Raw genomic sequence first — 14,061 nt, forward strand, 5'->3', positions numbered from 1 at the left:
CTCAATGTCCTCGTCGATGGGGGCTTGAGATGACAGAAAAACTACCTCGGGGATAACTGGGTGGTCGCAGGCAAGAGCCCATATCGACCCTGCGGCTTGCTACTTCGATGTCGGTTCTTTCCATCCTGGGTGTGCAGCAGCACCCAAGGGTGGGGCTGTTCGCCCATTAAAGGGGAACGTGAGCTGGGTTTAGACCGTCGTGAGACAGGTTGGTTGCTATCTAATAGAAGTGTTTTGTTGCTTGAGCGGAAGGTGGTTCCAGTACGAGAGGAACGAGCCGTCGGTGTCTCTGGTCTACCAGTTGTCTGACAAGGCATAGCTGGGCAGCTACGCACTATGATAATAAAGGCTGAAAGCATCTAAGCCTGAGGTATTCCGTGAAAATAAGCAGCTTTTTTAGGGCATGAGTAGAAGACTTGTTTGATGGGATTGGGATGTAAGCTTCGAGATATTTCTTCGAGTTGTTAAGTCCGCATTTTCCAACGCCCGATTTTAACATAATTTCATATAAAAAGAGAAGATTTATTAACAATTAGTTAAACATTAACAAATAGCTTATAAATGTTCAGATCAGATTCTTGTAGTTTTATGAGTAAATTTGATTTAGATAATTTGTTCTTGTTACATGATTTAAATTAATTTTTGTGATTTATAAGAAATCTTTTTCTTATTCTAGTTAGGTGTATTCAGTATTTGGATTATAATACTATTTTTTACTTGGATATGCATCGATGATAGTAAAGTATATATACTAGTAATTGTATATATAATAGTATTCATTGGTACGGCGACCATAGCGATAGGGTCACATCTGATCTCGTCTCGATCTCAGTAATAAAGTCTATCCACGTTTTGTTTGGTACTATAGATGGTAAGTCTATGGGAATTTCAGAAAGTTGCCGGCCTTTAAATTATTTTTAAAAGCTTATTTTAATTATTGTTTCTTATTAATTGTTACTTTTATTTTAATATGCCGTGGTAGTTCAGTTGGGAGAACGCCAGACTGAAGATCTGGATGTCGCTGGTTCAAGTCCGGCCCACGGCATTACTAGTTTAATTTTTAGATTTTAATTATTTTATTGAATTCTTTTCAATCACTTTTTTTATTATTTTGTTTTTTTATCTTATTTTTTCTATAGGTGCATTCTATTAGGTACATTCTATTTTACTTAAATATTAATATCTTTTCAGAAATAATATTAATTAATTAAAATACATGAAGGTTTAATATTAATGATGAGTGAATTAGAAAAATTAAAAGCGGGATTAGATTACTGTTTTGATGATCCTGAAGTGGCTGCTATAAAAGATAATGCTATAAAACAATGTGCTAAATTTAATAGTATAGACCCAACAGATTATGATAAAAGAGAAAAATGTTTAAAGAAGATACTTGGATCTATGGGTGAAGATGTGTGTATAGTTACTAATTTTAATTGTGATAATGGTAAGAATATTCATATAGGATCACATTTTCTAGCAAACTATAACTTCACTGTTCTAGATATGGTGGATGTACATATTGGAGACAATGTAATGATAGGACCAAATGTACTTATAACTACTGTAGGTCATACATTATCACCAAAGGGAAGACGTGAAAAAATGGGAGTAACAAGTCCTGTTAATATTGGTAATGATGTATGGATTGGAGCTAATGTGGTTATACTACCTGGAGTTACAATTGGTAATAATGTAGTTATTGGAGCAGGAGCAGTAGTAACTAAGGATATTCCCGATAATTCACTAGCTGTGGGTGTTCCAGCAAGAGTTATAAAATCTATTGAAAATGATTTATAAAATAGATTTCCTTTATTTATTCAGATGTTAATTTATTTTATAGTATTTTATTAAGTATTCACTTAATAGTTATCTGCTATTTTTTGATATTTTATTTCATACTTTTTTTGTTTATTTATCTTTCTATTTTTTTTAGAAGTAGGATTTGGATTATTCTTATTTTATTTTTTTCTTTTATTATCCGGGTAGTTATTCTTTTATTTTCTGTTTTATGGATAGGTTTTTTATTTATATGGCTTGGTCTATATATTGCATGGTTTTTTTGGGTGTTGTCATCTACCATTTATATTGTTTGTTCTTGTTTTGTGTTATTGGGTCTTATTTTCTTATTTTCATTATCTTTTCTTGTTTTGTTATTTTGTATAATATTTTCATGGTTTTATTATAATATTTTCATTTATTTTTTATTTTAATCTTTATCCATTTTTGTATTATTTTTCATTTTCATGACGTGTTTCTTATACTTTTTTTTATTTATTATAATTTATTATAATTATAATTAGTATGTTTTATAGAATAGTATATGTTATTCATGGATTCTTTTTCATGTAATAACTGCCTGGTACGAGGGTTGCTCGGTGAGGAATGTTGGTAATCTACCTGTGATCTGGAGAGTTAGTAAACAGGCAATAATCTTATTTAAAAAAAGGTTATATGTAGAGGGGTGTGGATGTTAATTCTAGTACTAGAATTTATCTAATATGTCTTTATATACACTTTTTAGTGGTTCTTCTGATTTTTCATATATTTTCTTAAGTATTAGTTCTGGTGTACTGTTTGCCAGGTAATTTATTTTTGGACTTCTATCTACTATTAGATTGTATTCTTTATCAAGTCCTTTTGCTTCTATACCATCGGTTCTTATTTTTATATTTTCGGTTCTTTTCAGTATTTCCGGTGCCATGTGTGTTACTATTACTGCGTAGGAGTTCTCGTCTTGTATGTGTTCTATGAATCCTATGATTATTTTCACTGCGGCTTCTAGTTCTGTTATTGATTCAAGTTCATCGATTAGTATTAGTTTTTTTTCTTTTCCTATTGTCACGGGTATGAATGATGTTAGGAATGTTTCGAATGCTCCGGCGTTTAGTGAGTGTTTTTTGGTAAAGTAGTGTACTTCATTGGTTTTGGGTATTGTTGCTTTTTCTGAGCATACTCCTAGTCCCATGTGTGTCATGATGGTATGTTGTCCTAGTGTTTCCAGTAGTGTTGTTTTTCCTCCACTGTTTGCACCGGTTAGCAGTATTATGTTATTGTCTTTGTCAAGGTGGTAGTTTATTTTCTGTATTGGGATGTTGTTTATTTTTTCTTGTTGTTTTAGTGATAGGTGTAGTGCTCCTTCTAGTTTGTATTCATCTCCTATTTCTGGTATTGTTAGGTCGTAGAATTTTGTGAAGCTTGCTAGTGTGAATTGGTAGTCGTAGTGTATTAGTTCTATTGTTTCGTCTTCGATTTGTTTTTCATATTTTTCTAGGATGTTACATGCTGTCAGTTCTTGTTCGTATTCTTTTAGATGGATGTTTGCTATTGTTTTTTCCTGTATTCTTCTTACTTCATTGTAATCTATTTCTAGGGGATATTTAATTATGAATGGATCAAATAGTAATCCTGTCTTGTTTCCTAGTTTTTCTCTTGCCTCGTCTAGTACGTCATTGAATATGGTCATTATTTTTGGTGGTAGGTTTCCGTCATGGTTTAGTAGTTGTAGCACTTCATCTCCTTCTAGTTCTATATTTTTTATCTGCTGGTTTATTGTGTCATTTGCATGGTCTTTGATTTCTTCTATTGTTTCATCTAGTGCTATTTTGTTCTTGTTTTCTATTTTTATGTTGTCTAGAACATCCAGTACTTCGTCGATGCATGTTTCTAGTCCGAGGTATTGTCTTAGCTGGCATACATTTTCTAGTGTGTCTCTGTTTTGTTTGAAGTATTCTAGTAGTATGTTCGGTTGTATTTCATGGTCTGGACTGCTATTGCTTATGGTTACAATATTTGTCGCATCCCCAGGGTCCATGTTGAAGTCGTTGTATAAGTATACTATGAATTCATATTCATTGAAATTCACATTATCTTTCAATGGGTATATGTTTGTGTATCTGTCAAATCCCTTTTTTATCAATGACAGATAATCATCATAGTCTTCACATACTATTGCGTATTCATCATGGAATTTTGGTCTTATATTCTTGTTTAGCGGATGTATTTTTTCATATAATGCACGTATATAATGGTAGTCTAATTCCTGTGTATGGTCTAGTGTGTCCTGTATCAGTTGGTTTGTCTGTTTTATCTTATTGTAATCAGTTGTTGGTGTTAGAAGCAGTACTCTGTTTCTGGCATAATCAGTATTTGCAAATTCAAGTATTCTTTTTATTATATCATTATATAGGTTCTGTGACTGTTCTGTTTTTAGAAATTCATCTTCCCTGTATCCATGAATATATCTTACTATTTCTAATGCTTTCTTCTGACTAAGTCCTGATATACTCATTAACTTGTCAATATCATAATTTTTTATTGATTCTATGAAGTTGTCATATGAGCCGTAGGTTTGTATTATCTTGTTGATTATCTTACTGCCTATACCTTTTATTTCATCTATCTGTTCTATGAATAATCCCCCCTCATATTCCATGTTTATTATATTAATACTCTTTTAGCAGCACATGACTGGAGTATAATATATTATTAATTATTAAAAAGATATCTATTATTGTTATGTTAGTTGTTACTATCATAAATTTTTATATGAATTTTTTCCATATTGTATTAGAGAATTTATGATATTAGTAATAATTAATATGAATAAGTAATTAGGAATTGTTATTTTGGATTTTATTATTTATATTATTTTATTATTAATTGGAGGATGCTTCGGGGGTCTTATGGCTGGTCTTCTAGGTATTGGCGGTGGTATAATTCTTACACCTATACAGTACTTCCTACTGTTATCTATGGGTGTGGATGCAAGCACTGCTCTGCCAGTATCATTTGCAACAAGTCTTGCAGTAATATTTGTAACTATGCTTAGAAGTTCCCGGGAGCACTACAGGAATGGTTTTGTAGAAACAAGATTTATAAAAATCATAATGGTCCTAGGATTCATTGGTGCAATTTGTGGTGCATTTATTTCTACTCATATTAATGTCAGAATACTGGAGATACTATTTGGATTAATGTGTATCATCGCTGCTATCAACATGATTCTGATCAAGTATCCTGATAATGATGATAATATCAGTACAAGTAAGTTAGCACACGGACTTCTTGGTCTAGTTGCAGGATTACTCTGCGGATTACTTGGTGTCGGTGGCGGAATTATCATGATTCCAATATTAACCATAGTATTAAAATATCCTACACATAAGGCAATCGGTACCAGTTCTGCATCAATTATCACAACTAGTCTTGGTGGATTAATAGCATACATCATACTAGGATGGAATGTTCCAGGCTTGCCTGCATATTCACTTGGATATGTTAACCTTATACAATTCGTATTCTTAACAATCACAAGTACTATTATTGCAGGATATGCTGCTAACTGGTCAAAGAAAATAGATCCACGTATACTAAAGGCAATGCACATAGTTCTTGTAGTATATATTGGAGTTAAAATGCTTGGAATAATATAAAAAAAAATTTAAGTAAAAAAGAGATTGGGTGAGGAGAAATCAGTGGTGAATGTATTTAATTATAAAATACATCTTCAATTTAATCTTTTTTATAAACTCCTCTTGTGAAGTTACCTGTATAATATTCACGGTCTTCACTTAATTCTAGTTCTGCAAATTCATTATTTCTAATTTTATCATAATAGTTAAGTATATTCAAGATATCCTTATTATTAAAGAATCGTGCATCTATACTGAGACATTGAACACCCGTGCTATCTAGTTTTCTAGTAAGTTCACCTATGTTAAGTATCCTGTAGTCATAGATGTGACTATGATTATAGCAATCCATCACTAGTCTGAACCGGTTATCTCTTTTATCAATTAAGTAATAATACTTGCTTGCATCATCCCTTATGAGTTTTTCAAAGTTATCCTCACTAAGCATTAACTGAACATTTCCAAATACAAAGTATTCAAGCTCAGTTCTATCTGAAGATAATAATTCCACATCACTAACTGATAATTCATTTGAAACAACCAATCTCTTAAATCCGGGATCTTCTCCTAACTTTTTAATAGAATAATTATTATAAATGTTTAAATTATTTCCGTATACTGTGCCGTTTAACATTGAAGCAACACCAATATTATCAGTCTGCACACTGATATTAACATCCTCTATTTCCAGTTTTAGCATAATCTCTGCAATGTGAGGTATGTCCTTGTCTAGCAGTAGCTGTGGTAGAACTAGCACTATGTTCTTTGAAGTCTTAGAAGATAACTCTACTATGTCATCATATATATTTTTACAGTATTCATCAATTGATTTATACTTAAAACTTGCATCATAGTATATTGTGTCAATATAATCATAATCTTCTATGATTTCAGCCATACTGGTATCGTCTATGTAGATATTCCATGTTTTATCACTCGTGTTTCTTGTCCTGGTAGTGTAGTGATTTTCTTTGAATGATTCTATATTTTGTCTTGTTGCTTCTATCTTATTTTTGTTGGGAGTGTATGTTTTCTGTATTATCTTCTCCACTGTTTGTAATAGTTCTCTTCGTATGTTGTTTATTGCTGATATTGGCATGAACAGGTCTTCTCTAAAGTTAGTATATGTTATATTATTTATTGTATAGTTGGTGTTTCCTGTTTTTCTTAGTTGTTTGTTTAAGTTTTCCTTTGTCACTGGCTTCTTTGTTGCTTTTTCAAATGTTTCTTTACTTGTATAATTCACTGGTTTTCTGAGCATGTCACTAATACAATTAACTACAAGATGCATCTCATTATTAACAGAGATTTCAAGGTCAAGACCTATTTTATGAACATGTTTTTCATGAATTATCCTGTTAGTAGTGTCACGTAAATATTTTGAATATGTGATATAGACCATGGCATCCTCATCAACATGAATATTCTTATTAGCCCTGATAGTAATCTTATTCTTTGACTGTGAAAGAATCTTACTTACATACATGCCACAGCTTTCACCATCCAATTCAAACTTAAGACCGTCACCATTAACAATACGGGTAGGATAACGACGATTACCAAACTTAATAGTTATACTATCACCATTAACCTTAATTACACGGCCAATAGGATAACCCTGATTACCGGAACGTTGTCTGCCAACAACATCATCAGGCTGACATCCAGAAATATAACCTTCAGTTAAACCCCTATTAAATGCAAGATTAAGCAGTAGAAAATCCTTGTCACTAGCATTGCCATTAACAGCATTCATATATGCATAAGTGCTGCTGCTGACATATTCTCTGGATTTCATCCGGCCTTCAATCTTAATACAATCCACGCCGGCATCCACTATATCCTTAACATTCTTATAAGTACATAGATCCTTAGTGCTTAACAGGTAATTACTGTCACTAAGATGAGTATAATAATCATCCTCTAACCTGTAACGCATACGGCAAGGCTGAGCACATAAACCGCGATTACCACTACGGCCACCTAGAAATGAAGACATAAGACACTGACCAGAATAACAATAACATAAAGCACCATGACCAAATACTTCAATACTGATACTATGATGATACTCATGTAACCTGTCAATAATAGACTTGATATGAGTTAATGGAACTTCCCTTGAAATATTGGCATTACTGTATCCGTTCATACTCAGCCATCGGGTAAATGAATAATCATAAATAGTCATCTGAGTAGAAGCATGTAACTCCAAGTCAGGAATTAACTTGCTAATAACTGATGCAAGACCAATATCCTGGACAATCACAGCATCAGCACCATGACTGTACAGGAAAAACACGTAATCAATAACATCATCCATTTCAGATTCAAGAATGGAAATATTAACAGTTACAAACACCTTAACATTATATTTATGACAGAAGTTAATAGCATTAACAATACCATCATAATCAAAATTATCTGCAAAATCACGGGCACCATAACGTGTACCAGACAGGTAAACATAATCAGCACCACTATACACAGCTGCAGGTAAAACATCCTTAGAACCTACAGGTGCAAGAATCTTACAATTATTACTACTACTATTCAAACCAGTTATTCCTCCTCTAAATAAAAAATCATTAATATTATATCTTAACTTAATCATTATTAATAGAATAAGATACTATAAATATAAACATAAAAAGATAATGGGTGAGCATGATAATATGTACATAGTTCTAGAAGGAATAGATGGAGCAGGAAAATCAACACAGACAGAGCTGCTAAGACAATGGCTAGAAAAACAGGGATATAATACAAAAACAATAGTAGAACCAACAGATTCAAGTATTGGCCGGTTAATAAGAAATGAATTAAAAAAACCCGAATCAACAGAGGATATAAATCAGCAAATGTTAGCACTACTATTTGCAGCAGACCGTTTAACACTAAAACAGGAAATACTTGAATCCAAGTCAACAGAAAAGATAATCTTAAGTGACAGATCATTCTATTCAAGCATATGCTACCAAAATAATCAGTCAATAGAACCGGAATGGGTTTACCTTATAAATAAATATACACCAAAACCAGATTTAACAATAATATTAGACCTTGATGAAAAAGAGGCACTTAAACGCTGTGACAGGGAAGAAGTATTTGAAGAACTATCTTTTCTGACAACAACAAGAAAAAACTATCAGAAACTACTTACAACAGAAGATAATATTATCATGATAGATGCAGCACCATCACTAGAAGAAGTACAAAAAGCTATACAAGAAAAAATAAAAGAAAAACTACTATAAAATAGATTGGTGGTTAGTGAAGGATAAATCTAGAAATCTAGACGTTCCTTCATTAAATCAACAAGATAATTAACAGCATCATTAATATCATATAATGTTCCATGGAATTGTGGACCATCATCTGATTGTTTAAGTTCTATGTTAAACTTGTCAACAGTCTCCTTGATTTCACTAACAGTAGGGCCTGGTGGCAGGGTAACATCAACAACATGCTTAGAAGCACGACGTAAATCCTCAAGTTCACCCTCAAATAATAATAGACCCTTATCAGTCTGGAGCATGTTAAGATGATACTCTGTTATCATATCATCAACTTGTCTTGGCTGCATTCCAGATAAAACTCTCATTGTATGTTTAGCACACATATATAATCACTTCCAAAAAAATCTAATTCTCTTTTATAAGTTTTAGTGTGTTTCCATGTATTCACGTGCAGGAGCAAATTTCTCTATTAAATATTTACTAACTGAATTTTTTAAGTCCATTGGATGTAAATTCTCATTACTATAAACATCTAGTAATTCTTCCTCTGTTAATTCAAGATTTCCACCAAATTTCTCTGGTCTTTCAATTAACATCTTTTCATGTTCATCAAATATGTAGTAATGAGCCATTTCAAGAACAGGGTTATCTTCAACTACTCCTGTAGGACAGAAACTCTTATTAATCTTATTCTTTATATCTTTAGGAGAATCATCAATTGCTATGAAGTTTCCTTTACTACTGGACATTTTATCTGACCCATCTGTTCCATGAATTAAGGGTATATGAATACATACAGGTGCTTTATATCCTAGTTTTGGAAGAATTTCACGTGCTAACATGTGTATTTTTCTCTGTTCCATTCCACCTACAGCTACATCAACATTTAAATCATCCATATCTATTACCTGCATTATAGGATATAATGATTCAGCAACGTTATGTGTTTCACCACGTGATACCTGAGCCATACTTCTCTGTGATCTTTGTATAGTTGTTAGTGTTGCTGCTTTGAATACTTTCTCCATGTATTCCATGGTTATACGGTCTGATCCCATGATAAATTCTGTATCATCACTTAATCCTAGTGCTTTGAAACATTTAATATTATAATCAGCTGTTTTTTGTAATTCTTTTAATGTACCTTTACCATTAAGGTATGCGTGTAGGTTTGCTACGAATATTTTTATCTTAAATCCTGCATCCTGTAATGCTTTCATTCTTTTTATTGTTAAAGCATGTCCTAGATGTATTTTACCTGATGGTTCAAAGCCCACATATGCTATTTTCTCATCTTTTTGAAGTACTTCCTTTAATTCTTCTACTTCAATTACTTCTGCAGTGTTTTCTGTAATCTTTGCAATAGTTGCGTCTATATCCATTAACTCTCCTCCAAATATTCCTGTTAGTAAAATCATAATTTGATATAATTCTTTTTTTTTATGATATATTATATTACTATATATGTTTTATTCTTTATTTTTATGACGTTTATTTCCTGACCAATTTCAAGATTATTCATGTTATCTGTTTTCTGTAAATCCACAGTCATATACGTGTCAGGGTCAAGTACCTGTATCTCAGTTGGTGTGATATTAGTTATGGTTGTCAGTCTTAAATCATCCATAGTAGCCACTTTGTTAACATTATCATATTCCTTCCATGTTAATGATTCTGTTTTACCATTGTCCAGGTTTGTACCAGAGAATTTATGACTTCCAATTTTCTCTATCTTAATAATTTTATCTTTATATTCTATGAAGTCATCCCTATGGAATGATGGTAATCTTACAGATATCCATGACCTGTATAGGTCTCTGCTTTTACTTTTATCATGACCTACAAGTTTTCTGGATTCTGTTATTAATCCGCCATACTGTTTTTGCATGTTTACAGCTATCTTATGAGCAGCATTATATGATCCAATATGATAATCCACACCCTCTTTTAGCACAATTCTTTCTGTTACATATGCTAATTTATTTGTTTTACAAATTCTCTGTATTTCACTTGATATGAATTTATCAGCATCATTTATTTCAGTATCCTCTAGTTTTCTATCATCTGCTCGTAATTGGATTACTGCCTCATAATAACCAGAATAAAATTTACTGCAATCAGGACATACTCCACGTTCCACCTTCACTTCTATTGGGTATTCCTTTTCTATTCTGGTATCCAGTATATCTCCTGATACATGGAGTACACATTCATATACTGTTCCCCTGTTATTGGTTATTTCTGTGAACATTTCAACATTTTCTAGCTTATCATTTATTGTAATATCTTTCTGGATAGCATCATTAATTATTTCATCATCATAATATCCTGCCTGAATCCATTTATTATTCTTAAATGTCGCACCACAATGTGAACATACAGTAAATGTAGTATATTCTGGTAGTTCCACTAGTTTGAATTCTTTCAGATAACAGCTTTTACATAATCCGTCATATAATTTCTCTTCACTGTTACATAATATACAAAACATTTAATCACTTGTTGAATTAATTATTTTTCTTTCTAAAAATTTAATATTATTATAATAAGTTAGTTCTTTCTCTTCTCTGGGTTAATAATTGTAAAATAAAAAAAAAATAGTATAATATAGATGATATTACATCTAGATTATAATGATTTGAGTGGTGCTCTAGCTCCACATGCACTACATTTTAATATGTCAACACGGTCTTCACGTATGATAACAGTATCAGGTCTGTTACATTCATGACACATTACAAAGTCGTCAACATATTCTTTTATACGATCATTGATTACGTAGTGTGTAAATTTACCCTGGAGTATTGCACGGTTTCCTTCTACATTACCAGATGTACCTAATTCTCTTAATAAGTATTTAAGTACATGCTGTGGGTCTCTGTTTAATGTTCTTGAAACATCACCGAAGTTTTTGATAATGGTACGGTTTCCCTGAATAACAGAGTATCCTTTAGGTACTTTGAATCTTTTTGCTTCAAATATTTTATCTGGTAATTGTTCATATGCTTTGTCTAATAATTCTTCATATTCCCTAAATTCTGGGTCAGTTTTCTTATTGTTACCTTTTTTAGCCATCTAAGACTACCCTCCTTTTAATCTTGTATCCTTAAATTAATGTTATAAAACTACATCATCATGAATAATTTATTTTTTTATTATTTAATTATACAGTATAATATAATATTTATAAAACCTTATTAATTAATTTTTACAATTTTTTTTAAGCTATTTTATAGTGGTCAGATGTAGGTTCATAAATTACTCCTTTACTCTTGAGCATATTTATTATTTCATCAGCCTTAATTTCACCAATATTATATTTATCAGATAGTTCGGCATATACAATGTTTTTAGGAGCATTACCCTCATACTCATCACTTAAATCTCTAATAACTTCTGTTATTATGTTAATTTTATCTCTTTCAGAGTGTGATGTTCTTCCTTCAACTTTATCTATGTCTACTTTACCAGTATCTGGATCATAACCTACCTGTTTCATACAATCTTCTTGTAGTTTAATTGCTCTTTCAGCATCCTCTTTTAATACTTCATTACTTAATCGTATACGTGCACTGGCCTCTGATAAACGTACAAGTGCTTCTAGCTGACGAGCTGTAATTGGTACTGGTGCATCTTCATCTATTGCTCCACTACGCATGGTTACATAGAAGTCCTGTAATACTTTTGCTGCTTCATTAGTTAGTGTTGGATGTACATTTCTACGAGCATATGCAATGTATTTACGTAGTAATTCAGGTTCTATTGCATATGGAACAGTGTTTTCCTGGTGTATCTTTAGAATGTGTCCTGCTAGTTTATGGTCTCTTTCAGCATTAGGTTTATCTTCAATAATGAATATTAAGTCGAAACGTGATAGGATAGGTGATGGTAGGTCTATTTGTTCTGCTACAGATTTATATCGGTCAAATCTACCAAATTTAGGGTTTGCTGCAGCTAATACACTACAACGACTGTTAAGTGTAGCCATGATTCCTGCTTTAGCAATAGATATTGTCTGTTGTTCTAGAGCTTCGTGTATTGCTGAACGGTCCTCTTCACGCATTTTATCTAATTCGTCTACACATACATTACCTTTATCTCCCAGTACAAGTGCACCTGCTTCCAGGCTCCATCCTCCTAGGTCGTCACGTACTGCTGCTGCGGTAAGTCCTACACCACTAGTACCTTTACCACTAGTGTATATACCACGAGGTGCAAGTTTAGATACATATTTTAGTATCTGAGACTTACCAATACCTGGATCTCCAACAATTAGTATATGCATATCTCCTCTTATACGTGTTTTATCTTCTAATTCTTTTGCAGTACCACCAAATAATTGGAATGCTATAGCTTCTTTTACTTCATAGTATCCCTGAATGGATGGTGCAGTTGAATCAATAATTTTCTCGTATATGTCTGGAGATTTTGCTAGTTTAAGTATTTCTTCCTCGTCTTCTTCGTCAATATGTAGCTCCTCGAATTCCTGTTCTAATGGTTCAATATAATTACCATAGATGTAATTATTAAATCTCTTAGTTCTTTCGTCACGTGCAGTTTTTAAGATTCCTGTTACTCTGACTTTGTCTCCAGGAGCTAGTGTGTCGACCATGTCATCTTCTAATATGATGTTTATTTGTCTTGGCTGGTCTCCACCTGATAAGTTTTCAAGAGGTTCTTGTAGTTTTACGGTCTGAGTATCCATGTATCTGGATTCATCTTGTATTAGTTTGAATGATCGTCCACCACATTCCTGACAGACTGCGGGTTCATGGATAATATTGGTTTTTTGTTCTACTTCATGTATTCTCATACAACTTCTACATTCAAAAACAGCAGTCATTATTCGTGGATGTATTTCATCAGTTTTACGTACTATACCATCTACTGTAATGAATTTTCCTATGTATTCACTACGTAGATATCGTAATGGTACATTGTTACGCACATTTTTAAATCTTACATTTAGTTGTGCGTTTTTTCGTTGTGGGTCTATGTTTACAATAGATTTACTAGCTGCTTCGAGTGTTTCCGTAGGTTTTTCTATTAATAAATCAGCACTGTCCGGGTCGAACATTTCAAGTTCGTTGTAATCGACAACTACTGATTTTTCCTCTGGATATTTGTCTAGCACAGCAAATACTTCATCTTTACAACGAGTACTGAAGAATTCTTCCAGTTTTACTGTTGATGATGCAGATGAATTTCTACTATTTTCTGCTATCGGTGTCATATGATATACTTTATAAATTTCATGTTTTTTATATATTGGTCAGAATATTTTTCATGATATAATATTATATATGAAATTTAATGATATTCAAAGGGATATTGATTTTTTTAAATTAAATATGATATAAATATTAATAGTCTGAATTAGAAAAATAGTATAAGATATATAAGTATAT

Annotated in this window: 10 protein-coding genes, 1 tRNA gene and 2 rRNA genes (1 of these 13 cut by a window edge); 6 read left to right on the plus strand and 7 right to left on the minus strand. The window is 32.2% G+C overall.

The features are described from left to right. The 4 genes from OTK55_RS04680 to OTK55_RS04695 form a co-directional block, all read left to right on the plus strand. A 23S ribosomal RNA gene (locus OTK55_RS04680) occupies positions 1-502 on the plus strand; it begins 2,521 nt to the left of the window's first position. 281 nt (positions 503-783) lie between these two features. Further along, a 5S ribosomal RNA gene (gene rrf, locus OTK55_RS04685) occupies positions 784-905 on the plus strand. A 67-nt stretch (positions 906-972) separates the two neighbouring features. Beyond that, positions 973-1,045: transfer RNA gene (locus OTK55_RS04690), tRNA-Phe, on the plus strand. 188 nt (positions 1,046-1,233) lie between these two features. Then, positions 1,234-1,800 (plus strand): sugar O-acetyltransferase, encoded by a 567-nt coding sequence (locus OTK55_RS04695; RefSeq protein WP_274870895.1) that lies wholly within the window; start codon positions 1,234-1,236, stop codon positions 1,798-1,800. A gap of 685 nt (positions 1,801-2,485) precedes the next feature. Here the strand turns inward: OTK55_RS04695 and OTK55_RS04700 are convergent. Beyond that, complete coding sequence (locus tag OTK55_RS04700; protein ID WP_274870896.1) at positions 2,486-4,435, minus strand: MutS-related protein; 1,950 nt, start codon at positions 4,433-4,435, stop codon at positions 2,486-2,488. A 193-nt stretch (positions 4,436-4,628) separates the two neighbouring features. On the opposite strand from OTK55_RS04700, the gene OTK55_RS04705 reads away from it, so the two are divergent. Then, positions 4,629-5,435: a sulfite exporter TauE/SafE family protein gene (locus OTK55_RS04705; protein ID WP_274870897.1), complete on the plus strand. Its 807-nt coding sequence runs from the start codon at positions 4,629-4,631 to the stop codon at positions 5,433-5,435. Positions 5,436-5,514: 79 nt separating this feature from the next. On the opposite strand, the gene OTK55_RS04710 is transcribed toward OTK55_RS04705, so the two are convergent. Beyond that, a complete protein-coding gene (locus OTK55_RS04710) occupies positions 5,515-7,971 on the minus strand; it encodes a U32 family peptidase (protein ID WP_274870899.1) in 2,457 nt (818 codons plus the stop codon). A 118-nt stretch (positions 7,972-8,089) separates the two neighbouring features. Here OTK55_RS04710 and tmk point away from each other — a divergent pair, with 118 nt between their 5' ends. Continuing rightward, positions 8,090-8,671 (plus strand): dTMP kinase, encoded by a 582-nt coding sequence (gene tmk, locus OTK55_RS04715; RefSeq protein ID WP_274870900.1) that lies wholly within the window; start codon positions 8,090-8,092, stop codon positions 8,669-8,671. Positions 8,672-8,700: 29 nt separating this feature from the next. Here tmk and OTK55_RS04720 read toward each other — a convergent pair whose 3' ends face one another. The 5 genes from OTK55_RS04720 to OTK55_RS04740 all read right to left on the minus strand — a co-directional run bounded on the left by OTK55_RS04720 (position 8,701) and on the right by OTK55_RS04740 (position 13,886). Then, on the minus strand, positions 8,701-9,036 hold the full coding sequence (locus OTK55_RS04720; protein WP_274870901.1) for a hypothetical protein: 336 nt from the start codon (positions 9,034-9,036) through the stop codon (positions 8,701-8,703). A gap of 42 nt (positions 9,037-9,078) precedes the next feature. Then, positions 9,079-10,035, minus strand: a complete 957-nt coding sequence (locus tag OTK55_RS04725; protein ID WP_274870902.1) for a tyrosine--tRNA ligase — start codon at positions 10,033-10,035, stop codon at positions 9,079-9,081. Between the two features lie 68 nt (positions 10,036-10,103). Continuing rightward, positions 10,104-11,144: a 60S ribosomal export protein NMD3 gene (locus OTK55_RS04730; protein ID WP_274870904.1), complete on the minus strand. Its 1,041-nt coding sequence runs from the start codon at positions 11,142-11,144 to the stop codon at positions 10,104-10,106. Positions 11,145-11,281: 137 nt separating this feature from the next. Beyond that, positions 11,282-11,728 (minus strand): translation initiation factor IF-2 subunit beta, encoded by a 447-nt coding sequence (locus OTK55_RS04735; RefSeq protein ID WP_274870905.1) that lies wholly within the window; start codon positions 11,726-11,728, stop codon positions 11,282-11,284. Positions 11,729-11,873: 145 nt separating this feature from the next. Next, complete coding sequence (locus tag OTK55_RS04740) at positions 11,874-13,886, minus strand: minichromosome maintenance protein MCM (protein WP_274870906.1); 2,013 nt, start codon at positions 13,884-13,886, stop codon at positions 11,874-11,876. Positions 13,887-14,061: the final 175 nt, after the last annotated feature.

The organism is Candidatus Methanosphaera massiliense (genome assembly GCF_028890305.1).
Taxonomy (GTDB): Archaea; Methanobacteriota; Methanobacteria; order Methanobacteriales; family Methanobacteriaceae; genus Methanosphaera; species Methanosphaera massiliense.

Bases quoted from the DNA above. Each gene is read 5' to 3' on its own strand.
- OTK55_RS04730 (WP_274870904.1), bottom strand. From the start codon at position 11,144: ATGTTTTGTATATTATGTAACAGTGAAGAGAAATTATATGACGGATTA.
- OTK55_RS04720 (WP_274870901.1), bottom strand. From the start codon at position 9,036: ATGTGTGCTAAACATACAATGAGAGTTTTATCTGGAATGCAGCCAAGA.
- OTK55_RS04740 (WP_274870906.1), bottom strand. From the start codon at position 13,886: ATGACACCGATAGCAGAAAATAGTAGAAATTCATCTGCATCATCAACA.
- OTK55_RS04725 (WP_274870902.1), bottom strand. From the start codon at position 10,035: ATGGATATAGACGCAACTATTGCAAAGATTACAGAAAACACTGCAGAA.
- OTK55_RS04700 (WP_274870896.1), bottom strand. From the start codon at position 4,435: ATGGAATATGAGGGGGGATTATTCATAGAACAGATAGATGAAATAAAA.
- OTK55_RS04695 (WP_274870895.1), top strand. From the start codon at position 1,234: ATGATGAGTGAATTAGAAAAATTAAAAGCGGGATTAGATTACTGTTTT.
- OTK55_RS04735 (WP_274870905.1), bottom strand. From the start codon at position 11,728: ATGGCTAAAAAAGGTAACAATAAGAAAACTGACCCAGAATTTAGGGAA.
- tmk (WP_274870900.1), top strand. From the start codon at position 8,090: ATGTACATAGTTCTAGAAGGAATAGATGGAGCAGGAAAATCAACACAG.